Below are 21,651 nucleotides of genomic sequence, written 5' to 3'. Positions count from 1 at the left end.
AGTCAAAGCCCGCGCAACTCATCGCAAATGCAACGAACCGTTTGACAGCCCCGCGCCCCGCGTGAGAGAAGGCCCGCGAGCGGCATAGCCCGCTCCCCGCGGGCCGGGATCCTGTTTCGCTGCGCCAAGGGCACGTAGGCGCGGCGTGAAGCAAGGGAGGACCCCATGGGACCTTTTCCGCATGACGCCCCCAAGGCCACCATCGACGCCCTGAACAAGGCCGGCACCGACGGCTTCGAGTTCGTGGAATTCGCCCACCCCGACCCGGTGGCCCTCGAACGCCTCTTCACCGCCATGGGCTACGCGCAGGTCGCCCGCCACAAGACGCGCGACATTTCGCTCTACCGGCAGGGCGACATCAACTACATCGTCAACCGCGAGCCCGGCACCCACGCCGCCCGCTTCGTCGCCGAACACGGCCCCTGCGCACCCGCGATGGCCTGGCGCGTGGTCGACGCCCGGCACGCGCTGCAATGCGCGCTCGAATACGGCGCCGAGGAACACACAGGTGCCGACAAGACGCTGGACGTGCCCGCCGTCATCGGGATCGGCGGCTCGCTCCTTTACTTCGTCGACACCTATGGCGAGGATGGCAGCCCCTACGCGGCCGAATTCGACTGGACCGGCGCCCCCGACCCCCGGCCGCGCGGCGCGGGGTTCTACTACCTCGACCACCTCACCCACAACGTCCAGCGCGGCAACATGTCGACCTGGTACGATTTCTACGCCAAGGCGTTCAATTTCCGTGAAATCCGCTACTTCGACATCAAGGGCAAGCAGACCGGCCTCTATTCCCGCGCGCTGACCAGCCCCGACGGCAAGATCCGCATCCCGATCAACGAAAGCGCCGACGACACCAGCCAGATCGAGGAATACCTGCGCGAATACAAGGGCGAGGGCATCCAGCACATCGCGGTGGCGACGAACGACATCTACGCCAGCGTCGACCAGATCGCCGCCAACGGGATCGAGTTCATGCCCGCGCCCCCGAAATCCTACTACGCGATGAGCCACAAGCGCGTGGCGGGCCATACCGAGCCGCTCGACCGCATGATGCAGCACGGCATCCTGATCGACGGCGAGGGCGTGGTCGATGGCGGCATGACGCGGATCCTGCTCCAGATCTTCTCCAAGACCGTGATCGGCCCGATCTTCTTCGAGTTCATCCAGCGCAAGGGCGATGACGGCTTCGGCGAGGGCAATTTCAAGGCGCTCTTCGAGTCGATCGAGCGCGACCAGATCGAGCGGGGCGTGCTGAAGGCGGCGGGCGAGTGACCCGGAACGCCACCCACGACCCGGCCCGCCGCAGCTGGGTCGCCTCCGCCAATGCCCCTGGCGCCGATTTCCCGATCCAGAACCTGCCCTGGGGCGTGTTCTCGGAGGGCGACGGGGTGCGCCGCGTGGGCGTCGCCATCGGCGACCTGATCCTCGACGTGACCGCGCTCGAGGCCGACGGCGTGCTGGAACCCGCCCCTGGCGAAACGGTCTTCGCCGCGGGCGTCCTCAACCCCTTCATGGCGCTCGGACCCGCCGTCTGGGGCCAGACCCGCGCCGCGCTGGCCGACCTTCTCGACGAAAAGACCGGCGAGCGCGCCCTGCCGCTGGTCCCGCAGTCCGCCGCGCGGATGCACCTGCCGGTCTTCGTCCGCAGCTACACCGATTTCTACGCCTCGCGCGAGCACGCCACCAATGTCGGCACCATGTTCCGGGGGGCGGAGAACGCCCTGCCGCCGAACTGGCTGCACATCCCCATCGGCTACAACGGCCGCGCCTCCACGGTCGTCGTCTCGGGCACGCCCATCCGCCGTCCCTTGGGCCAGTTGAAAGGCCCCGACGACACCGCCCCCCGCCTCGGTCCCTCCCAAAGGCTCGACATCGAGCTGGAGCTGGGCGCCATCCTCGGCACAGGCAACCCGATGGGGCAGCCCGTGACGACGGCCGAGGCGTGGGAGATGATCTTCGGCTTCGTCCTGCTGAACGACTGGTCGGCGCGCGACATCCAGCTCTGGGAATACCAGCCGCTCGGCCCCTTCCAGTCCAAGGCGTTCGGCACCAGCATTTCCCCCTGGGTCGTCACCCGCGAGGCGCTGGCCCCCTTCCGCGTGGCCCCGCCTGCGCGCGAGACACCGCTCCTGACGTATCTGGCCGAGGACGCCCCCCACAACCTCGACCTCGCCCTCGAAATCGACCTCGCAGCGCAGGGGCAGGGCCCGCACACCATCGCCCGCACCAACGCCCGCCACCTCTACTATTCCGCCGCCCAGCAGGTCGCGCACCATGCCCTCTCCGGCTGCGCGATGGAGACGGGCGACCTGATCGGCTCGGGCACCATCTCGGGCCCAACCCCCGACAGCCGCGGCTCGCTCCTCGAACTGACGTGGAACGGCCGCGACCCGCTCGACCTGCGTGGCACCCCCCGCGTCTTCCTGCAGGACGGCGACAGCGTCACCCTGCGCGGCCATTGCGACGGCCCCTATCGCGTCGGCTTCGGCGCCTGCGAGGGCACCATCCTGCCCGCGCCCCCGGCGCCATGAACCGCGACGCCTGGCGAGACTTTCCCGGCGCGCCGCCGCCCGGAACGGTGCTGTGCCCCGCCGCCGCCATCCCGGAAAAGGGCGTGAAAAGCCTCGACCTCGACGGCTTCCCCGTCCTCCTCGTCGCCTCCGCCGAGGGGCTGCGCGCCTACGTCAACGCCTGCCCGCACCAGTACCTGCCGCTCGACTGGCGGTCGCCCAACATCCTGTCGGAAAACGCGGAAATCCTCCGCTGCTCCAACCACGACGCGGGCTTCGACGCGGCGACGGGGCAGGGGATCGACGGGCTCGGCCAGGGCTGCGCCCTCGACCCCGTCCCGGTGACGATCCGGGGCGACGCGCTGGTGATCGGCTGACTATTTCGGCGGCAACCGCGTCGCCGCGTCCAGCCGGATGGTCGTGCCGTTCAGATACGGGTTCTCCACGATCTGCGCGACCATCAGGGCGTATTCCGCAGGATCCCCCAGCCGGGCGGGGAACTGGATGTCGGCGACGATCTTCTCCGTCACCTCGGGCGCCAGCCCCTCCATCATCGGGGTGCGGAACAGGCCCGGCGCGATGGCCATGACCCGCACGCCATGCCGCGCCAGGTCGCGCGCCGCGGGCAGGCACATGGCCGCGACCGCGCCTTTCGACGCCGCATAGGCCGATTGCCCGACCTGCCCGTCCTCGTACGCGATGGAGGCCGTGTTCACGATCACGCCCCGCTCGCCGCCCTCCAGCGCCTCGGCCTCGACCATCAGGCGGGCGGCGTGGGACATCACGTTGTAGGTGCCGAACAGGTTCACCCGCAGCACCCGCTCGAAGGTGTCGATGGACAGCTTCCCCTCGCGCCCCACCACGCGCCCGCCATTGGCGATGCCCGCGCAGTTCACCGCCACCCGCGGCGCCGCGCCGATCCAGTCGGCCGCCGCGGCCACCGCCGCCTCGACCTCGGCCGCCTCGCTCACGTCGACCCGCACCGCAAGGCCGCCGACCTCGGCCGCCACCGCCGCCGCCTTGTGCCCGTCGAAATCGAGGATCGCCACCTTCGCCCCGCGGCCCGCGAGAAGCCGCGCCGTCGCGGCGCCGAGCCCGCTGCCCCCGCCCGTGACGATGGCCCCCAAGCCCTTGATCTCCATGGCATCCCCTCCCTAGCGCAACAGGAACAGCGTGATCGACGGGAAGGCGACCAGGATCGCCACCCGGATCACGTCCGAGGTCACGAACCACATCACCGCCCGGTAGGTGGCCCCCATCGGCGTCTCGCGGTCCATCGCGTTGATGATGAACAGGTTCATCCCCACCGGCGGCGTGATCAGGCCCACCTCGACCACGATCAGCACCAGGATGCCGAACCAGATCGCCGTCAGGGTCTGGTTGAAATCGGCGTGCATCGCCTCGGTCACGGGGCGCAGCCCCAGCGCGCGGAACTCCTCGCGCACCAGCGGGATGCCCTCGGCCAGCTTCGCCTGCGCCGCGGCCAGAAGGTCGGGCGCCATGGCGATGCCGTCCGCGATCCCCTCGGCCAGCCGCGCGGCCTGCATGTCGATCAGCGAGATCAGCCCGAAATCCATCTGCGCCATCACCGGCCAGAAGATCGGGATCGTCAGCAGGATCATCGACAGGCTGTCCATCAGGCAGCCGAGGATCAGGTAGAACACCAGGATCAGCACCAGCACCGTCAGCGGCGCGTAGCCCTGGCTGACCACCCACAGAGACAGCTCCTGCGGCATCTGCGTCAGCGCGAGGAACGAGTTGTAGAGCTTGGCCCCCAGCACGATGAAGAAGATCATCGCCGACGACACAGCGGTGGTGACGATGGCCTCCTTGAACAGCGCCCAGGTCATGTTGCCCCGCACCAGCGCCAGAAGCCCCGTGCCCGCCGCGCCGACGGCGGCGCCCTCGGTGGGCGTGAACCAGCCCGCGTAGATGCCGCCGACCACCAGGCCGAAGACCACGATCACCGGCCAGATCTCGGCCAGCGCCCGGAACCGCTCGCCGTAGGGCACGCGCTCCTTCACGCCGGCGCTGGCCGGGTTCACGCGGACATAGACCGCGATCACCAGCATGTAGCCGATCGCCGCCAGGATCCCCGGCACGAAGGCCGCCAGGAACAGCGACGCGATGTTCTGCTCGGTCAGGATCGCGTAGATCACCAGGATCACCGAGGGCGGGATCAGGATGCCGAGCGTGCCCCCCGCCGCCAGCGTCGCGGTGGAGAAGCCGCCCGAGTAGCCGTAGCGCTTCAGCTCGGGCAGGGCGACACGCGACATGGTGGCGGCGGTGGCCAGCGACGAGCCGCAGATCGCGCCGAAGCCCGCGCAGGCGCCCACCGACGCCATCGCGACCCCGCCCTTGCGGTGGCCGAGCCAGCCCTCGGCCGCCTTGAACAGCGAGGTCGACATCCCCGACAGGGTGGCGAACTGGCCCATCAGCAGGAACATCGGGATGATCGACAGCGAGTAGCTGGAAAAGGTCGAATAGCTTTCGGCCTTGAGCAGGTTCATCGCCATGTTCGGGCTGCCCGTGGCCAGCCACAGCCCGCCGACGCCGACCACGAACATCGCCGCCCCGATCGGCGCGCGCAGGAAGATCAGCGCCAGCAGGACCGGGAAGGACCAGAAGCCGAGGGCGAGCGCGCTCAATGCTCCGCCCCCCCGCTGCCGGGCAGCCAGGCGCGGCCCGTGGCCACCTCCAGCACGCGCGCCACGCCGCAGTAGACCCCCACCAGCCCCGCCACGACCGAGGCCGCGAAGCTTGCGCCGTAGGCCCACCAGATCGGGAACTGCAGCAGGAAGGTGGTCTGGCCGTTGTCGATCTTCTCGACGAAGCCGAGGTAGAGCCGCCAGCCGATCACCACGATCACCAGCGCCAGCACCACCTCCCAGAACGCCGTCAGCCAGCGGTTCGTGCGACCCGGCAGGAGGTTGGTGAACACGTCCACCGTGGCATGGGCCGCCGCCAGCTGGCAGATCGGCAGAAAGGCAAAGACGGCAAAGGCGATGCCGGCCTCGACCAGCTCGTAATCCCCCGTCACCGGCCCGACGCCGGTGCCGATCAGCCAGGCCGCCAGCCCCGGCGCCAGCCCTTCCATCAGGTCGCTGTGGCCCAGCGTGTTCAGCCCGCGCCCCAGCACGCTGACGCAGGTCAGCACGACCAGCGCCGTCAGCACGAGGCCGCCGAGGATCGCCATCAGCCGCGCAAGGCGGGTCACGATGTTCAGCATGGGGCGCGTGTCCTTCGCTGGGGCGGGCGGGTCAAGACATGGGCCGGCCCCCGCGGAGGCCGGCCCCGAGGCCCGAGGCCCCGTGCTCACATGTTGCCGAGGTTCTCGGCGATCAGCGCCCGGGCGCGCTCCACCAGGCCGGTGCCGTCCAGGCCGGCGGCGTCCATCTCGGCGATCCACACATCCACCGTCGGCGCGGCGGCGGCCCGCCATTCGGCGACCTGCTCCTCGGTCAGGGTGATGATGTTGTTGCCGCGGTCCTCGGCGATCAGGCGCGAGGGGGCGTCGTATTCCTGCATCGTCCGGCCCGCGAAGGCCGAGAACTCCAGCCCCGAATGCGCGTCGATGATCGCCTGCAGGTCGGCCGGCAGCCCGTCGTAGGCCGCCTGGTTCATCGCGAAGATGAACGAGGTGGTGTAAAGCGAGGCGTCCCCGAACTCGGTGTGGTTCTCCACCAGCTCCGAGCTGCGGATCGCGCCTGTCACCTCCCACGGGATCACGGTGGCGTCGATCACGCCCTGGCTCAGCGCCTCGGGGATCGCGGGCACCGGCATCCCGATGGGCGTGGCGCCGAGGGCCGAGAACATCATGTTCGTGGTCCGCGTCGGCGCGCGCAGCTTGACGCCGTTCAGGTCGGCGACGGTCTCGATCGGGGTCGAGGAATGGATCACGCCGGGGCCGTGCACCCAGAGGCCGAGCACGTGGAAATCGGCGAAATCGGTGTCCATCATGGTTTCCTCGGCCAGCTGCCAATAGGCGCGGCTGGTCGCCTCGGCGTTGGAGCCTTCCATCATGAAGGGCAGCTCGAACACCTCGGTGCGGGGGAAGCGGCCGGGGGTGTAGCCCGCCACGGTCCAGATGATGTCGACGGTGCCGTCGATCACCTGGTCGATCAGCTGCGGCGGGGCGCCGCCCAGCTGCATCGCCGGAAAGCGCTGGATCTCGATCCGGCCGCCCGAGGCTTCCTCGATCTGGTCGGCCCAGACGTCGAGCACATGGGTCGGCACGTTGGCCTGTGCCGGCAGGAACTGGTGCAGGCGCAGCGTGACCTCCTGCGCGGCGGCGCCGCCGGCGGCAAGCCCGAGCGCCACGGCGGCCGCGCCGAGTTTCAGGAATGCATGTCGCGAAATCATCGGTTGAAGTCCTCCCTGTGGACCGGGCGATCCTTCCACCGCCGCCCGATTCTGCGAAAACGCTATCTCACTTGACGCTGGCCACCAAGCCTTGCGCGGCCGGGGCGGATCGGCGCCGACGTTCTGTTTTCCAGAACGAACTTGCGAAACAATGTATTTTTCTGCGCAGGGCACCCGCGATACCTCCGCCGGCAGTCCCGTCAGCCAGCCCGGAGCCCGCGCCATGCCGATCCTGCCCCTGAGCGTCCTCGCCCCCCTCCTGCTTCTCGCCGCCGCCGGCTTCGCCGCGTCGCGGCCCGGCCGCCGGCCCGCCCTCGTGCCGCGTCTGGCCGAGGGGGCGGCGCTGGCCGCGCTGGCGCTGGCCGCCCTCGGCCTCGGGCAGCTCCTCGTCGCGGGCCCCGTGACGCTGGGGGGTGCGGGCCTGTCGCTGCGGCTCGACGCGGTGGGGGCCACGATGACGCTGCTGGTCGGCTTCATCGGCTGGGTGGTGATGCGCTACGCCCGCACCTACCTCGACGGCGAGGCGCGCGAGGGGGCGTTCCACGCGCTGATGCTGGCCACGCTGGCGGGCGTGCTGGTGCTGGTTCAGGCCGGCAGCCTTGCGGTGCTGGTCGGGGCCTTCGCGGCCGTGGGCCTGGGGCTGCGGCAGCTGCTGCTGTTCTACCCCGACCGGCCCGAGGCGCGGCGCGCGGCGGCCAAGTTCTCGCTGGTCTGGCATGGCGGCGACGTGGCGCTGGCCTTCGCCGCGCTGCTGCTGATCGCGGCCTACGGCACCGGCGACCTCGCCGCGCTGGCCGCGGTCGAGACCTTCCCCGTCACCGCGCAGATCGCCGTGGGCCTTCTCGTCGTCGCGGCCGCCCTCAAGACCGCCGCCTTCCCGCTGCACGGCTGGCTGACCGAGGTGATGGAGGCCCCCACGCCGGTCTCCGCGCTCCTGCACGCGGGCATCATCAACGGCGGCGGGTTCCTCCTGATCCGCACCGCCGAGATCGTCCAGCAAAGCCCCGGCGCCATGGCGGCCCTCGTCATGCTGGGCGGGCTGACGGCGCTGTTCGGCGCGGTGGTGATGCTGACGCAAAGCGCGATCAAGACCGCGCTGGCCTGGTCCACGGTCGCGCAGATGGGCTTCATGCTGCTGCAGTGCGGGCTGGGGCTGTGGGCGCTGGCGCTCCTGCACATCGTGGCACATTCGCTCTACAAGGCCCATGCCTTCCTGTCCTCGGGCGGCGCGGTCGCGGCGGTCGCCGGCCTGCGCCGGCCCGGGCCCATCGCGGTGCCGAGCCTTGGCGCGGTGCTGAAATCCTTTGCCCTCGCGCTTGCGCTCTACGCCGTGGTCGCCGCCGTCTTCACCCTGATCGGGGGGCAGAAATCGCCGCAGGCCCTCGCCCTCGGCGCGATGCTGATCTTCGGCGTCGCCTATCTGGTGGCGCAGGGCCTGGCCGACAGCGCGCCCGCCGCGCTGACGCGCAAGACGGCGACCGCCTCGCTGGCTGCGGCGCTGGCCTACTTCGCCTTCCAGCAGGTCGCGCGCGCCGTCTGGGGGCCGCATCTGCCCGAGGTGCCGGTCGCGGGGCCGCTGGAATGGGCGCTGATCGTGCTCGCTGTCGCCTCCTTCGGTCTGGTGGCGCTGGCGCAGGCGCTGTTCCCGCTCTGGGCGCACCACCCCGCCACCGCCGGGCTGCGCGTTCACCTCGCCAACGGCCTGTATCTCAACGCGCTGCTCGACCGCCTGATCGGCGGGTTCCGGGCGACGAAGCACAGCTGAGGAGCTGCCCCCATGTTCATGAAACACGCCCAGATCGCGCCCGCCCGCATCTCCGCCCTGCTGGAGGCCGCCGAGCGCGCCGCCCGCGCCATCCCGCCCGCCTTTCCGCTGGAGGCGACCGTCGCGGTCAACCCCTTCCTCGGCCAGACCGGCGAGGATCTGGCCACCACCGCCGCGCGGCTGGCCCGCGTGGCCGGCATCGCGGTCACCCGGCCGCGCGCCGACTACGCCGCCGAGATCGCCGCGGGCCGGATCACCGACGACGACCTTGCCGGGGCGCTCGCCGCCTGCGGCCATGCGGGCCGGCCCGCCGACCTCGCCGCGCTCAAGGCCGCGCTCGGGGCCTCGGCGCCCGCGCCGGTCGCCCTGCCGACCGTCGCCGACCTTGCCGCCGCCGCCACCGGCACCGACTGGCCGGGCGTGATCGAGAAAACCGTGGGTCTCTGGGCCGCGGGGTATTTCGACCGGGGCCAGGCGCTCTGGCAGCCCGCGCCGGGGCAGGGGGCCTGGGCCGCCTGGCAGGCCTGGGCCAGCCGCGACCTGACGCCCGAGATCGCGGGGCTGACCGGGTTCTGCGCCCATGTCGCCGCCGCCCCCGACACGCCCGAGCGCGCCATCCTGCGCGCCGCCGAGCGGCTGGGGATCACCGAGGCCGCGGGCGAGACCGCCTTTCACCGGCTGTTCATGGACCTCGCCGGCTGGGCGCAGCACGCGCGCTGGCTGCTGTGGCAGGCGGAACTGGCGGGCGGCACGGACCACACGCTGGCCGACCTGCTCGCCATCCGGCTGGTCTGGGAGGAGGCGCTGATCGCCCATGCGCCCGCCGTCGCCGGCAGCTGGGCCGATACGGTCGCCGCCCATGCCGCGCCGGTCGCGCCCTCGGCCGACCACGTGATCGACGCGATCCTGCAAGACGCCGCCGAGCGCGCGCACCAGCGCCGCCTGTCCGCGGCCCTGACCGGGCCCGCGCCCGCGAAGCCGCGGCCGGCGCTGACCGCGGCCTTCTGCATCGACGTGCGGTCCGAGGTGTTCCGCCGCGCGCTCGAGGCGCAGTCGCCCGAGATCGACACGATCGGCTTCGCCGGCTTCTTCGGCCTGCCGCTGGCGCACCGGGGGCAAGGGTCGGACGTGGTCGAGGCGCATCTGCCGGTCCTCCTGAACCCCGCGATGGACTCGACCAGCGCCGCCGATGCCGAGACCGAGGCCGCCATCCGGATCGGGGCACGGGCCGCGCGCGCCTGGGGCCGGTTCCGGCAGGCGGCGGTGTCCTCCTTCGCCTTCGTCGAGGCGGCGGGGCCGGTCTATGGCGGCAAGCTGGTCAAGGACGCGCTGGGGCTTGCGACGCCCGCGAAGCCCGCGCCGATGCCGCGGCTGACGGTCGATCTGCCGGCCGAGGCCAAGGTCGCCACCGCCGCCGCCGTGCTGAAGGCGATGAGCCTGACCCGCGGCCACGGCAAGGTGGTGCTGCTCCTGGGCCATGGCGCGCAGGTGACGAACAACCCGCACGAAAGCGCCTATCACTGCGGCGCCTGCGGCGGCTACACCGGCGAGGTCTCGGCCCGCATCCTCGCCGCGCTTCTGAACGACCCCGAGGCGCGGGCCGGGCTGCCGGGGCAGGGGGTGGAGGTGCCGGCGGACACGATGTTCGTGGCCGGCCTGCACGACACCACCACCGACGAGATCACGGTCTACGCGGACCTGCCCGGCCAGCGCGAGGCGCTGACGCCCGTGATGGGCTGGCTGAAGCAGGCGGGCAAGCTGGCGCGGGGCGAACGCGTACTGCGGATCGCGGGGGCGAGCGCCGACACGGTGGCCGCGCGGGCGACCAACTGGGCCGAGGTGCGGCCCGAGTGGGGCCTTGCGGGCTGCGCCGCCTTCGTCGCGGCGCCGCGGGCGGTGACGGCGGGGGCGGACCTGTCAGGCCGCGCCTTCCTGCACAGCTACGACTGGCAGGCGGACGACGGCTTCGGCACGCTGGAGCTGATCCTGACCGCGCCGGTGGTCGTGGCGAGCTGGATCAGCCTGCAATACTACGGCTCCTCGGTCGCGCCGTCGGTCTTCGGCGGCGGCAACAAGCTGATCCACAACGTCGTCGGCGGGCTCGGCGTGGTCGAGGGCAACGGCGGGCGGCTGCGCCCCGGCCTGCCCTGGCAGGCGGTGCATGACGGCGAGGGGCTGCAGCACGAGCCGCTGCGCCTGTCGGTGCTGATCGAGGCGCCGGAGGAGGCCATCGCGGCGGTGCTGGACAGGCACCCGGGCGTCCGCGACCTGTTCGACAAGGGCTGGCTGCACCTGTTCACGCTCAAGGACGGGCGCATCGCCAGCCGCTACCGCCCCGGCCTTGCCTGGGACGAGGTGGCGCGGGCGGCCTGACGGCCCCCGTTGATCGCCGTCAATTCGCGCCGCCGCAGCCTCCCGCAGCCTGAGGGCCGGGAGGATGCGGCGGATGACGGACCGGACAACCGACCCCTGGGCCGAGGCGCGCGCCAACCTGTCGGGCTGGAAGGGCGGGCTGAACATCGCGCATGAGGCGCTGGACGCCCATGTCGCGGCGGGGCACGGGGGCGACCTCGCGCTGCGCTGGCTTGGCCGCGACGGCGCGCGGCGGGATTTCACCTATGCCGACCTGACGGCCGAGGCGGCGCGCTTTGCCAATGTCTTGGCGGCGCACGGGCTGGGCAAGGGCGACAGCGTCTTTGCCATGGCGGGGCGGGTGCCCGAGCTCTACGCCGCCGCGCTCGGCACGCTGAAGGCGGGGATGGTGTTCACGCCGCTGTTCTCGGCCTTCGGGCCGGAGCCGGTGCGCACGCGGATGGAGATCGGCCGCGCCGCGGTGCTGGTGACGACCGAGGCCATCTACCGCCGCAAGATCGCCGACTGGCGGCACGAGATCGACAGCCTGAAGCTGGTGCTGATCCTCGGCGAGGAGGCGCCCGAGGGCTGCGTGGCGCTGGCGCCCGCGATGCGCGCGGCCGCGCCCGGGTTCGAGACGGTGGCGACCGCGCCGGAGGACCCCGCGCTGATCCACTTCACCTCGGGCACCACGGGCAAACCCAAGGGCGCGGTGCATGTCCACGAGGCGGTGGTCTACCACGCCTTTTCCGGCCGCGCGGCGCTGGGGCTGGAACCCGGCGTGACATACTGGTGCACCGCCGATCCGGGCTGGGTGACGGGCACCTCCTACGGGATCATCTCGCCGCTCGTGAACCGGGCCACGATGCTGGTGGACGAGGCCGAGTTCGACCTCGAACGCTGGTATTCCATCGTGCAGGACGAGAAGGTGCAGGTCTGGTATTCCGCCCCCACCGCGATCCGCATGATGATGCGCGCGGGCGCCGAGGCGGCGAAGCCCTATGACTTCTCGTCGCTGACATTCCTCGCCAGCGTGGGCGAGCCCCTGAACCCCGAGGCGGTGATCTGGAGCGAGGTGGTCTTTGGCCAGCCCTTCCACGACAACTGGTGGCAGACGGAAACCGGCGGCATCATGATCGCCAACCGCCCCGGGCAGGAGGTGCGGCCCGGGTCCATGGGCAAGCCCCTGCCGGGCGTCGAGGTGGGCATCGTCGAGCGCGAGGGCGGCACGCTCAAGGTGCTGGGCCCCGGCGCGGTGGGCGAGCTGGCGCTGCGGCCCGGCTGGCCGTCGATGATGCGCGCCTACCTGAACGAGCCCGCGCGCTACGCGAAATGCTTCGTGGACGGCTGGTACCTGTCGGGCGACCTCGCGACGCGGGACGTGGCGGGCTACGTCTGGTTCGTGGGCCGGGCCGACGACCTGATCAAGACCTCGGGCCACCTGATCGGCCCCTTCGAGGTGGAAAGCGCCCTGATCGAGCATGACGCGGTGGCCGAGGCGGGTGTCATCGGCATCCCCGACGAGACCGCGGGCGAGGTGGTCAAGGCCTACGTCACCCTGAACCCCGGCTTCGCGCCCTCCGAGGCGCTGGAGCGCGACATCCGCGGCCACGCGCGCAAGAAGCTGGGGCCGGCGGTCGCCCCCCGCGAGGTGGTGTTCCGCAAGACCCTGCCCAAGACGCGGTCGGGCAAGATCATGCGGCGGCTCCTGAAGGCGCGCGAGCTGGGCCTGCCCGAAGGGGACATTTCCACGCTGGAGACCGACGAGACATGACTGCGAGCCTCAAGCCCCGCCTCGACCGCGCGCATGTGCTGGACCTCCTGCGCGGCATGATCCGCATCCGCCGTTTCGAGGACCGCTGCGCCGAGCTCTACACGCAGGAGAAGATCCGCGGCTTTCTCCACCTCTACGACGGGGAGGAGGCCATCGCGATGGGCGTGATCCCGGTGCTGGGGCCCGGGGACCGCGTCGTCGCCACCTACCGCGAACACGGCCACGCGCTGGCCCGCGGCGTGGCGATGGGGCCGGTGATGGCCGAGATGTACGGCAAGGCCGAGGGCTGTTCCGGCGGGCGCGGCGGGTCGATGCACCTGTTCGACGCGGGCACCAATTTCTACGGCGGCAACGCCATCGTGGGGGGCGGCCTGCCGCTGGCGGGGGGGCTGGCGCTGGCCGACCGGCTGCGGGGCGAGGCGAACGTGACCGCCTGCTTCTTCGGCGAGGGCGCGGTGGCCGAGGGCGAGTTTCACGAGACCATGAACCTCGCCGCGCTGTGGCGGCTGCCGGTGCTCTTCGTCTGCGAGAACAACGGCTATGCCATGGGCTCGGCGCTGGCGCGGACCGAGGCCGAGGTCGACGTGATCGACAAGGCGCAGGGCTATCTGGTCGAGGCCGAGCGCGTCGACGGCATGGATGTGGTCGCGGTCGAGGCCGCCGCCCGCCGCGCGGTCGCCCGCATCCGCGAGACCGGCGCGCCGATGCTGCTGGAATGCATGACCTACCGGTTCCGGGCCCATTCCATGTTCGACGCCCAGCTTTACCGCGACAAGGCCGAGGTCGAGGAATGGCGCAAGAAGGGCCCCATCGTGCGGTTCCAGGGCTGGGCCATGGCGGCGGGGCTGGTGCACGAGAACGACGTGGCCCGGATCGAGGCCGAGATCGCCGCCGAGATCGACGCCGCCGTGGGCTTTGCCGAGGCCGGCACCTGGGAGCCGGTGGAGCGGCTGGCCGACCACGTGCTGGGGCCGCAGCCTGCGCCGCCCGAGCCCGCGGCGCCGAGCGGCAGGACGGTCGAGATCACCTACCGCGAGGCGGTCAAGCAGGCGATCCGCGACGCGATGATCCGCGACGACCGGGTGTTCCTGATGGGCGAGGACGTGGGCGCCTACGGCGGCTGCTACGCCGTGACCAAGGGGCTGATGGTGGAATTCGGCGAGGACCGCATCCGCGACACGCCGCTGTCGGAGTCGGGCTTCACCGGCGCCGGCATCGGCGCGGCGGCGGCGGGGCTGCGGCCCATCGTCGAGCTGATGACGGTGAACTTCTCGCTGCTCGCGCTCGACCAGATCCTGAACACGGCGGCCACGCTCCGGCACATGTCGGGCGGGCAGTTCGGGGTGCCGCTGGTGATCCGCATGGCGACGGGCGCGGGCCGGCAGCTGGCCGCGCAGCATTCCCATTCGCTGGAGGGGTGGTACGCCCATATCCCCGGGCTCAAGGTGCTGGCGCCCGCGACGGTAGAGGACGCGCGGGGGATGCTCTGGACCGCGTTGCAGGACCCCGACCCGGTGCTGATCTTCGAGAACGTGATGCTCTACAACCGGACGGGGATGCTGGACGAAGGGGCCGGGCCGGTGGACATCACGCGGGCCGCCGTGCGGCGGGAGGGGCGCGACGTGACGCTCGTCACCTACGGCGGGTCGCTGTGGAAGGTGCTGGAGGCCGCCGAGGCGCTGGCGGCGGACGGCATCGAGGCCGAGGTGATCGACCTGCGCGTCCTGCGCCCGCTCGACGACGCGACGATCCTCGCCTCGGTCGGAAAGACCCGGCGCGTGGTGGTGGTGGACGAGGGCTGGCGCACCGGGGCGCTGGCCGCCGAGGTGATGGCGCGGGTGACGGAACAGGGGTTCTGGTCGCTGGATGCGCCGCCCGCGCGGGTCTGTTCCGAGGAGGTGCCGATCCCCTACGCCGCGCATCTGGAGCAGGCGGCGATCCCGCAGGCGGACAAGGTGGTGGCCGGCGTGCGCGGGTTGATGGGGCGCTGAGATGGGCGTGTTCCGGATGCCGTCGCTCGGGGCCGACATGGAGGCCGGGCGGCTGGTCGAATGGCTGGTGAAGCCGGGCGATACTGTCAGCCGCGGCGACGTGGTGGCCGTGGTCGAGACCCAGAAGGGCGCCATCGAGATCGAGATCTTCGAGGCCGGCACGGTGCGGGAACTGACCGCCGCGCTGGGCGACGAGCTGCCGGTGGGGGCGCCGCTGGCCGTGGTCGTGGCGGAGGGGGAGGCGGCCGCCGCGCCGCCGGAACCCGCGCCCGAAGCCTCCGCCGCGCCGCGACCTGCGCCTGAACCCGTCGTGACGCCGGTGCCCCCGCCGGCCCCGCCCGCCGCGCCTGCGCCGACGCCGTCTGACGCCGCGCCTGCGCCGACGCTGCCCGCCGCGCCCGCGCCGGCCCCGCCCGACGCCGCGCCTGCGCCGACGCCGGCCCAACCCGCGGGCGGCCTCCGCGCCTCGCCCGCGGCGCGCGCGCTGGCCGAGGCGCGGGGCGTGGACCTGAGCGCGCTCAAGGGCAGCGGCCCCGGCGGCGCGATCCTTTACGCCGACGTGGAGCACGCGGCGGCGGGGACGCCCGCGCGGAAACCCGCCCCCATGGCCGAGATGCGCAAGGCGATCGCCGCGGCGATGGCGCGCTCCAAGCGGACGATCCCGCATTTCTACATGACGCAGACCATCGACGTGGAGCTCGTGATGACCGCGCTCGAGGCTCGCAACGCCGAGGCCCCGCCCGAGGGCCGCATCCTGCTGGGCGCCCTGCTTGTCCGCGCCGCGGTGCGGGCGGCCCGCGCGGTGCCCGAGATGAACGGCCATTACCTCGACGACCGCGGCTTCGTGCCGGCAGAGGCGGTGAACGTCGGGGTCGCCATCGCGCTGCGGGGCGGGGGCCTTGTCGCGCCCGCGCTGATGGACGCCGGCGCGATGACGCTGGCCGGGATCATGGCCGGGATGCGCGACCTCGTGACCCGCGCCCGGGCCGGGCGGCTGAAGGCGTCGGAGATGACCGAGGGCACGATCACCGTCTCGGCGCTGGGCGAAACCGGGGCCGAGGCGATGGCCGGCGTGATCTTCCCGCCGCAGGTGGGGCTGGTGGGCCTCGGCGCGCCGCAGCTGCGGCCCTGGGTGGTCGACGGCGCCGTGGTGCCGCGGCGGGTGGTGACGCTGACGCTGTCGGCCGATCACCGCGTGTCCGACGGGCGGACGGCGGCGCGCTTCGTCGCCGCCTTCGCCGAGCAGGTCCAGACCCCGGAGGAACCATGACCGATTACCGCGCCGTCTTTGTCGAGGAACTGACCCGTGTCGCCCCGGACATCGACCCGTCGACGGTGGGCGACGGCGACCACATCCAGGACGACCTCGCGCTCGACTCGATGGACGTGCTGAACCTGGTGGCGGCGCTGCACGCGCGGCTGGGCGTCGACATCCCCGAACGCGACTACCCCGAGATCGCCACCCCCGCCCGCGCCGCCGCCTACCTCGCCGCCCGCGCGGGCTGAGGGGGCTGGCGCGGGGCGGTCCGGCGGGGCAGTCTCGACCCCGGAACAAGGGGGGGGGGACCGCGATGGCCGGGCCGAGGGTCGCCTGCATCGGCGAATGCATGATCGAGCTGTCCGACCTGGGCGCGCCCGACGGGCGGGTGCGCATGGGCGTGGCCGGCGACACGCTGAACACGGCGGTCTACCTGTCGCGGCTGATGGGCGGCGGGGGGCAGGTGGCCTACCTGACCGCGCTGGGCGACGACCGGCTGTCGGACGGGATGATCGCCTTCATGCGGGACGAGGGGATCGACACCGCCGGCATCGCGCGGCTGCCGGGGCGGCGGCCGGGGCTGTACGCCATCGACCTCGCGCCGGACGGCGAGCGCAGCTTTCACTACTGGCGGAGCGAGGCGGCGGCGCGGGCGATGCTGGGCCCGGGGGGGATCGACCTCGGGGCGCTGGCGGGGCGCGAGCTGGTCTACCTGTCGGGGATCACGCTGGCGATCCTGCCGCCCGCCGACCGCGCCGCGCTGATCGACCGGCTCGGGGCGCTGCGGGCCGGCGGGCTGCGGGTGGCCTTCGATTCCAACTACCGCCCGCGGCTCTGGCCCGACGCCGCGACCGCCCGGGCGGCGATGGCGGCGATGTGGGCCGCGACCGACATCGCGCTGCCCTCGCTCGACGACGAGGCCGCGCTCTGGGGCGGGGACGCGGGGGAGGTGCTGGCGCGCCTCGCGGGGGCCGGGGTGGGGGAGATCGCGCTCAAGCGCGGCGCGGACGGGCCGCTCCTGCATCCGCGGGCCGGGGCGCCGGGCGCGGCCTACCCGCCGGTGCCCGAGGTGCGCGACACGACGGCGGCGGGGGATGCCTTCAACGCGGGCTACCTCGCCACCCGGCTGGCCGGCGGCGACCCGGACGCCGCGGCGCGACGGGGGCACGCGCTGGCCTGCCACGTCATCGGCCTGCCCGGCGCCATCGTGCCGCTCGGGCCCGGCTGGACCGGGGCCGCGCCCCCGGCGTGACCCGCCCGCGCCGGGCCGGGAGGCGGCTTGGTCGGGGTCGGTCTGGCCAAGGCATGTGGTCTTGGCCTGTTCGGTGCGACAGAGGTGGCCGACCGAGGATTGGTCCCGGTTCTCTGGCGGGTGCCGGGCGCTGCCCGCGCCGGGCCGGGGTGCTTGCGTGGCCCGCCTGCCGATCCTCCGCCGCCCGCGCCGCAGGGCCCAGAGCGGCTTGATCGAGGTCATGCCGGCGCGGGCGGGCCGCCCTTATCGTCCGCCGCGCCCCCGACCCGCAGGAGCCTGCCGATGCCCGATGCCCGTTCCGTCCTTGCCCTGTGCGCCTCTGTGTGCGCGCCGGTCCGGTCCGCTGCGGGGTTTGGGCGGCCCCTGCGCCGGGTTGCCCGGGCCCTCCTCGTCGCCAGCCGTGGCGGGCTGCGGGGCCCATGGCCCTGCGACGAAGGCCCCGCTGCCAACGGCGGTCGGCACAGGGGCCGGGTCGGGCGCTGGCTGGCCGCGGCGGTCCTCGCGCTGGCGCCGGGCGCGGCGGGGGCGGACACCGCGGCGCTGGCCGAGCGGCTGGCCGGGACCGTGCCGGCGCGGCTGGCGGCCGACGGGGTGCCGGGGGCGGTGGTGGTGGTGATCGCCGGGGGGCGGCCGGTCTGGACCGGCGCCTTCGGCCTTGCGGACCCCGCCCGCGGCCGGGCGATGACCGCGGACACGCTGTTCCGGGTCGAGTCGCTGTCCAAGCCGGTCGCGGCCTGGGGCGCGCTGCGGCTGGCCGAGACCGGGCGGCTGGACCTCGACGCGCCCGTCGCCGCCTGCCTGCCGGGCTGGGCCGGGCCCGGGCTGCCGCCGGTGACGGCGCGGCAGCTCATGTCGCACCGGGCGGGGCTGGCCGTGGGCGACTACGCCGCGCGCCATGCGCCCGGCGCGCCGCGGCCGGACCTCGCCACGCACCTTGCGGGCGACATCCGGTGGATCGCCGCGCCCGGCGCGGGCTTCGCCTATTCCGACACCGGCTATCACCTGCTGGAACTGGCGATGGAGGGCTGCGCCGGTGCGCCGTTCCCCGCGCTGATGGGGACGGAGGTGCTGGGCCCGCTGGGCATGGCGACCGCGCGGTTCGGGGCGCCGGGGGGCGGGATGGCGGTGGGCCACGACCTGCGGGGCCGTCCGGTCGCGCCCTATGTCTACCCGGGTTACGCCTCGGGCGGGCTGATCGCGGGGGCGGCCGACATCGCGCGCTTTGCCGCGGCGGGGATGGCGGGGGCGGGGCAGGGGGTGCTGTCGCCCGCGGGCGTCGCCGCGCTGCACCGGGCGGAGGGACCGGTCACGGGCCTGTTCGCCGCGGTGGCCGAGGGCTACGGGCTGGGGCATTTCACCGAGACGCTGTCGGACGGGCGCCGGGCGGTCTGGCACGGCGGGCAGGGCTACGGCTGGATGAGCCACATGCACCTGGTGCCCGAGACCGGCGACGGCATCGTGATCCTGTCGAACGGCCAGCGCGCCTGGCCGCTGTTCGCCGCCGTGCTGCGGGCGTGGTCGGACAGCCTCGGGGTGGCGCCGGTGGGCATGGCGCGGGTGCTCTGGGCCGAGGCGGCGGCGCGGGTGGCGATCGGGGCGCTCGTCGCTTTGGCGCTCCTCGCGGCGTGGGCGGGTCTGCGGCGGCGGCGGGGGGCGGGCGTGCGCGTCCTTGCGGGGGCGGCCGCGGTGCCGCTGGCGGGCTGGGGCCTCTGGGCGGCGGCGCAGGACTACCTGTTCCTGTTCTCGATCCTGCCGGGGCTGTGGCCGTGGCTGGCCGGGGCCTCGGGCGTGGCGGCCCTCGGGTGCGCGGCGGCGGCCCTTGCGCCGTCGCGGCGCGACTGACGCGCGGCGAGGACGGCGGCCAGCGCGCAGAGCAGCGCCACCGCGATCCACAGCGCGCGCAGCCCCTCGCCGCCCGCGCCGGGGATCAGCGGCAGCAGGCCCAGCGTGGTGTTCGAGGCCGCGTGGAACAGGTGCGCGACGATCAGGCTGCCGGAACTGGCGAGCCAGAGCCGGGTGTAGACGACCGACAGGGCGAGGCTCTGGATCAGGAACAGCGAGACCGGCAGGCCGGCGTGAAAGTCGCCCGGCAGCGCCCAGAGCGGCAGGTGCCAGAGCGACCAGGCCAGCCCGAGGACGAGGCTGGCCGCCAGCGGGCCGAGCCGGTCGAGCAGCCGTGGCAGGAGGTAGCCGCGCCACCCCGTCTCCTCGCCCGCGACGCTGAAGGCCAGCACCCAGAGGAAGATCACCGGCGCCAGCGCCCACTCGGCCGGGCCGGGCCAGTCGGGCCGGCCGCCGAGCGCCCGGTCGACGGCCAGCGCGGCGAGGCCCACGGCGAGGGTGGACAGGACCGCCACCGCCCAGACCCAGACCGGCGCCCGCCACCGCGCGAAGCCGGACAGGAGCGCCCGGAGCGCGCCCGGCCCCGCCCAGGCGGCCAGCGCCAGCGCCGCGAGGGTCGGGCCGAAGCCGCCCGCGATGCGCCAGCCCGCCGCCCCGGACCCCGCCAGGATCGCGGCCCCCCAGGCACCCCAGGACAGCGCGAAGCTCAGCGCGACGAAGGCGGCGGCCTGCCTCACGGTTCCGCGCCCGCCAGCCGGTCGCCGCGCACCAGGAACCGGCCGTCGATGCGCAGGCCCAGCGGCTCGCCCGAAATCGGCGGCGCGCCCGGCGCGGCGGGGCGTTGCGCGTGGATGTGCAGGTGCGGCTCGGTCGAGGCGCCGGAATTGCCGACCTGCCCCAGCGGGTCGCCCACCGCCACGACGTCGCCCGGTGCGACCCGCAGGCTGCCCTGCCGCATGTGCGCCAGAACGATCTCGGCCGCGCCGCAGCGCAGGATGACGTGGTTGCCGAGCCGGTTCACCGGGTCCTCCTGCGGGACCGTGAAATCGGGCCGATCGCCCTCGGCGGCGACCACGGTGCCGGCGCAGGGCGCGCGCAGGTCAGCGCCGAAGATGGCGTAGGCGGCGGGATCGGCGGGGCGCCAGCCGGTGGCGCGCAGGCCGAAGCGGCCGAGGCCGAAGAAATCCACCGCGTAGGATTGCCCGCGCCAGGGGCGGAAGCGGTCGACGGCGGCGTCGAGCGTGCGCATGTGGCCGTTGACCAGCGGGTCCGAGCCGCCGTGCCCGACCAGGTAGCGCCCGGGGCCGAAGGGGTTGGCGATGTCCACGACCTCGACCGGGGGCGCCGCGCGCCCCGACACCGCCCGCGCGCCGTAGATGCCGCCGATGCCCAGCAGGAGCAGCCCCAGCGCCACCGCCGACCAGCCGGCGGCCGAGGCGGGCAGGAGCGGCCCGCCGCGCCGGAGCGCCGCCGCCGCGGCCGCCAGCCACAGCAGGCCGTAGAGGTGCGGCAGCCACCAGACCGGCAGCGCCCATTGCGCGACACGGGCGAGCGCGAACAGGAAGGCGCCGGTGCCCGCCACCTGCAGCACGAGGCCGATCCCGCTGCCCGCCGGCAGGAGCCAGAGCCACAGGAGCAGCGCGAGCGGCAGCGCCACCTGGATCGTCAGGACGAGGGCGGTCATGGCCGGGGGAACCGGATCGCCGTGATCTCGGCCCGGAAGAAGGGGAAATAGGCGTCGGTGCCGAACATGTTGCCGGCCTCGACCCGGAACGGCAGGCGGTAGCCCTCGACCTCGCGGAAGTCGGACAGGATCCCGCCGAAGGGCTGCAGGCGGTGGACCCTGTCGGGGTTGGCGTCGCTCCAGCGCTGGAAGGTGACGCGGAGCGGGCGGCCCTCGGCATCCACGGTCACGTCGACGGCCTGGCTGAGCCCGGCATGGGTGACGGTGACGCGGGCGGTGTCGGCATCGACCGGCGCCCAATCCACGCCGGGGCCGGGCAAAAGCGCCGCGGGCGTCCAGAACACCGCCTCGGCCACGTAGCGGCCAAAGGCGGACCGGGTGTGGTCGGGGTCGCCGCCCAGCCGCGCGACGGGGATGAGGCCGAGGATGCGGAACCGCGTCCAGCCCCCCGAATCCGAGCCCGAGACCGGCATCCCGCCGACCAGCCGCATCGACCAGACGAAGCCCTGCGGCGCGGCGAGGATCTGGCGCGCGCGCATCGGGCGGTAGCCGGGGGCATCCCTGGTCCCGAGGCTGAAGTCGCCGCGCATCTCCAGTTCGGCCACCGGCAGCAGCGGCGTGCCGGGCGCGATGGCGAAGGTGAAGAAGCGGCGCGCGGGGTCGGGCAGCGCGGCCACCATCGCGGGGTCGAAACGGGCCGGGGCGGCCGGCTGCAGCGCGGCGAGGCGGCGCCATTCGGCGGCATCGGCCCGCGCGTCGGCCATGCGCAGGGCCGTGAGCAGCGCGAGGAGGGCGACGATCAGCAGGGCGGCGGCGGCGAGATAGGGCATGGGTCTCCGCGGGTGGGGGATGTCGCCC

General features: G+C 73.5%; 18 protein-coding genes. 11 read left to right on the top strand and 7 right to left on the bottom strand.

From position 1 onward, the window contains the following. Nucleotides 1-165 precede the first annotated feature (165 nt). The 3 genes from hppD to HCU73_RS14025 are packed head-to-tail and all read left to right on the top strand — an operon-like array spanning nucleotide 166 to nucleotide 2,890. Nucleotides 166-1,275: a 4-hydroxyphenylpyruvate dioxygenase gene (gene hppD / locus HCU73_RS14035; RefSeq protein ID WP_168624101.1), complete on the top strand. Its 1,110-nt coding sequence runs from the start codon at nucleotides 166-168 to the stop codon at nucleotides 1,273-1,275. Beyond that, nucleotides 1,272-2,534: a fumarylacetoacetase gene (gene fahA, locus HCU73_RS14030; protein WP_168624100.1), complete on the top strand. Its 1,263-nt coding sequence runs from the start codon at nucleotides 1,272-1,274 to the stop codon at nucleotides 2,532-2,534. The genes hppD and fahA overlap by 4 nt, the downstream gene beginning before the upstream one ends. After that, nucleotides 2,531-2,890: a Rieske (2Fe-2S) protein gene (locus HCU73_RS14025; protein WP_168624099.1), complete on the top strand. Its 360-nt coding sequence runs from the start codon at nucleotides 2,531-2,533 to the stop codon at nucleotides 2,888-2,890. The genes fahA and HCU73_RS14025 overlap by 4 nt, the downstream gene beginning before the upstream one ends. Here HCU73_RS14025 and HCU73_RS14020 read toward each other — a convergent pair whose 3' ends face one another. From HCU73_RS14020 to HCU73_RS14005, 4 genes are all read right to left on the bottom strand, one after another. After that, on the bottom strand, nucleotides 2,891-3,655 hold the full coding sequence (locus HCU73_RS14020) for an SDR family NAD(P)-dependent oxidoreductase (RefSeq protein WP_168624098.1): 765 nt from the start codon (nucleotides 3,653-3,655) through the stop codon (nucleotides 2,891-2,893). It abuts the gene before it with no gap. 12 nt (nucleotides 3,656-3,667) lie between these two features. Further along, the gene (locus tag HCU73_RS14015) at nucleotides 3,668-5,161 is read right to left on the bottom strand and encodes a TRAP transporter large permease (protein ID WP_168624097.1); all 1,494 of its coding nucleotides are present in this window, start codon (nucleotides 5,159-5,161) and stop codon (nucleotides 3,668-3,670) included. Next, entirely contained in the window at nucleotides 5,158-5,742 is a 585-nt protein-coding gene (locus HCU73_RS14010) for a TRAP transporter small permease (RefSeq protein WP_168624096.1), read from the bottom strand. The genes HCU73_RS14015 and HCU73_RS14010 overlap by 4 nt, the downstream gene beginning before the upstream one ends. 86 nt (nucleotides 5,743-5,828) lie before the next feature. Further along, nucleotides 5,829-6,875: a TRAP transporter substrate-binding protein gene (locus HCU73_RS14005; protein ID WP_168624095.1), complete on the bottom strand. Its 1,047-nt coding sequence runs from the start codon at nucleotides 6,873-6,875 to the stop codon at nucleotides 5,829-5,831. A gap of 223 nt (nucleotides 6,876-7,098) precedes the next feature. Between HCU73_RS14005 and HCU73_RS14000 the strand changes: the two genes are divergently transcribed. The 8 genes from HCU73_RS14000 to HCU73_RS13965 all read left to right on the top strand — a co-directional run bounded on the left by HCU73_RS14000 (nucleotide 7,099) and on the right by HCU73_RS13965 (nucleotide 19,109). Then, entirely contained in the window at nucleotides 7,099-8,640 is a 1,542-nt protein-coding gene (locus tag HCU73_RS14000) for a proton-conducting transporter transmembrane domain-containing protein (protein WP_168624094.1), read from the top strand. Nucleotides 8,641-8,652: 12 nt separating this feature from the next. Then, complete coding sequence (locus HCU73_RS13995) at nucleotides 8,653-11,013, top strand: YbcC family protein (RefSeq protein ID WP_168624093.1); 2,361 nt, start codon at nucleotides 8,653-8,655, stop codon at nucleotides 11,011-11,013. Between the two features lie 73 nt (nucleotides 11,014-11,086). After that, a complete protein-coding gene (acsA, locus tag HCU73_RS13990; protein WP_239025580.1) occupies nucleotides 11,087-12,766 on the top strand; it encodes an acetate--CoA ligase in 1,680 nt (559 codons plus the stop codon). Next, nucleotides 12,763-14,757 carry a pyruvate dehydrogenase (acetyl-transferring) E1 component subunit alpha gene (pdhA, locus tag HCU73_RS13985; RefSeq protein WP_168624091.1) on the top strand — a complete coding sequence of 665 codons (1,995 nt, stop codon included), beginning with the start codon at nucleotides 12,763-12,765 and terminating at the stop codon, nucleotides 14,755-14,757. Before acsA ends, pdhA begins: the two co-directional genes overlap by 4 nt. A gap of 1 nt (nucleotide 14,758) precedes the next feature. Continuing rightward, complete coding sequence (locus tag HCU73_RS13980) at nucleotides 14,759-16,027, top strand: dihydrolipoamide acetyltransferase family protein (RefSeq protein ID WP_168624090.1); 1,269 nt, start codon at nucleotides 14,759-14,761, stop codon at nucleotides 16,025-16,027. After that, the gene (locus HCU73_RS13975) at nucleotides 16,024-16,263 is read left to right on the top strand and encodes an acyl carrier protein (RefSeq protein ID WP_168624089.1); all 240 of its coding nucleotides are present in this window, start codon (nucleotides 16,024-16,026) and stop codon (nucleotides 16,261-16,263) included. The genes HCU73_RS13980 and HCU73_RS13975 overlap by 4 nt, the downstream gene beginning before the upstream one ends. Before the next feature lie 65 nt (nucleotides 16,264-16,328). Further along, a complete protein-coding gene (locus HCU73_RS13970; protein WP_168624088.1) occupies nucleotides 16,329-17,267 on the top strand; it encodes a sugar kinase in 939 nt (312 codons plus the stop codon). A gap of 282 nt (nucleotides 17,268-17,549) precedes the next feature. Continuing rightward, nucleotides 17,550-19,109, top strand: a complete 1,560-nt coding sequence (locus HCU73_RS13965) for a serine hydrolase domain-containing protein (RefSeq protein WP_168624087.1) — start codon at nucleotides 17,550-17,552, stop codon at nucleotides 19,107-19,109. On the opposite strand, the gene HCU73_RS18890 is transcribed toward HCU73_RS13965, so the two are convergent. The 3 genes from HCU73_RS18890 to HCU73_RS13950 are packed head-to-tail and all read right to left on the bottom strand — an operon-like array spanning nucleotide 18,995 to nucleotide 21,623. Continuing rightward, complete coding sequence (locus tag HCU73_RS18890; RefSeq protein ID WP_168624086.1) at nucleotides 18,995-19,846, bottom strand: CPBP family glutamic-type intramembrane protease; 852 nt, start codon at nucleotides 19,844-19,846, stop codon at nucleotides 18,995-18,997. The two genes, HCU73_RS13965 and HCU73_RS18890, sit on opposite strands and share 115 nt — an antisense overlap. Then, entirely contained in the window at nucleotides 19,843-20,793 is a 951-nt protein-coding gene (locus tag HCU73_RS13955; protein ID WP_168624085.1) for a peptidoglycan DD-metalloendopeptidase family protein, read from the bottom strand. Before HCU73_RS13955 ends, HCU73_RS18890 begins: the two co-directional genes overlap by 4 nt. Then, a complete protein-coding gene (locus HCU73_RS13950) occupies nucleotides 20,790-21,623 on the bottom strand; it encodes a DUF6544 family protein (protein ID WP_168624084.1) in 834 nt (277 codons plus the stop codon). The genes HCU73_RS13955 and HCU73_RS13950 overlap by 4 nt, the downstream gene beginning before the upstream one ends. Between the last annotated feature and the right edge of the window lie 28 nt (nucleotides 21,624-21,651).

The organism is Roseicyclus persicicus (genome assembly GCF_012395815.1).
Lineage (GTDB): Bacteria > Pseudomonadota > Alphaproteobacteria > Rhodobacterales > Rhodobacteraceae > Roseicyclus > Roseicyclus persicicus.
This window is presented reverse-complemented; position numbering and strand designations above follow the sequence as displayed.

Excerpts from the sequence above, each read along its gene's own strand:
- HCU73_RS13995 (WP_168624093.1), top strand. The coding sequence starts at position 8,653 with ATGTTCATGAAACACGCCCAGATCGCGCCCGCCCGCATCTCCGCCCTG.
- HCU73_RS13980 (WP_168624090.1), top strand. The coding sequence starts at position 14,759 with ATGGGCGTGTTCCGGATGCCGTCGCTCGGGGCCGACATGGAGGCCGGG.
- HCU73_RS14000 (WP_168624094.1), top strand. The coding sequence starts at position 7,099 with ATGCCGATCCTGCCCCTGAGCGTCCTCGCCCCCCTCCTGCTTCTCGCC.
- HCU73_RS13965 (WP_168624087.1), top strand. The coding sequence starts at position 17,550 with ATGCCCGATGCCCGTTCCGTCCTTGCCCTGTGCGCCTCTGTGTGCGCG.
- HCU73_RS14020 (WP_168624098.1), bottom strand. The coding sequence starts at position 3,655 with ATGGAGATCAAGGGCTTGGGGGCCATCGTCACGGGCGGGGGCAGCGGG.
- HCU73_RS14005 (WP_168624095.1), bottom strand. The coding sequence starts at position 6,875 with ATGATTTCGCGACATGCATTCCTGAAACTCGGCGCGGCCGCCGTGGCG.
- HCU73_RS14010 (WP_168624096.1), bottom strand. The coding sequence starts at position 5,742 with ATGCTGAACATCGTGACCCGCCTTGCGCGGCTGATGGCGATCCTCGGC.
- HCU73_RS14025 (WP_168624099.1), top strand. The coding sequence starts at position 2,531 with ATGAACCGCGACGCCTGGCGAGACTTTCCCGGCGCGCCGCCGCCCGGA.
- HCU73_RS13955 (WP_168624085.1), bottom strand. The coding sequence starts at position 20,793 with ATGACCGCCCTCGTCCTGACGATCCAGGTGGCGCTGCCGCTCGCGCTG.
- HCU73_RS13970 (WP_168624088.1), top strand. The coding sequence starts at position 16,329 with ATGGCCGGGCCGAGGGTCGCCTGCATCGGCGAATGCATGATCGAGCTG.
- pdhA (WP_168624091.1), top strand. The coding sequence starts at position 12,763 with ATGACTGCGAGCCTCAAGCCCCGCCTCGACCGCGCGCATGTGCTGGAC.
- HCU73_RS13950 (WP_168624084.1), bottom strand. The coding sequence starts at position 21,623 with ATGCCCTATCTCGCCGCCGCCGCCCTGCTGATCGTCGCCCTCCTCGCG.
- acsA (WP_239025580.1), top strand. The coding sequence starts at position 11,087 with ATGACGGACCGGACAACCGACCCCTGGGCCGAGGCGCGCGCCAACCTG.
- HCU73_RS13975 (WP_168624089.1), top strand. The coding sequence starts at position 16,024 with ATGACCGATTACCGCGCCGTCTTTGTCGAGGAACTGACCCGTGTCGCC.
- hppD (WP_168624101.1), top strand. The coding sequence starts at position 166 with ATGGGACCTTTTCCGCATGACGCCCCCAAGGCCACCATCGACGCCCTG.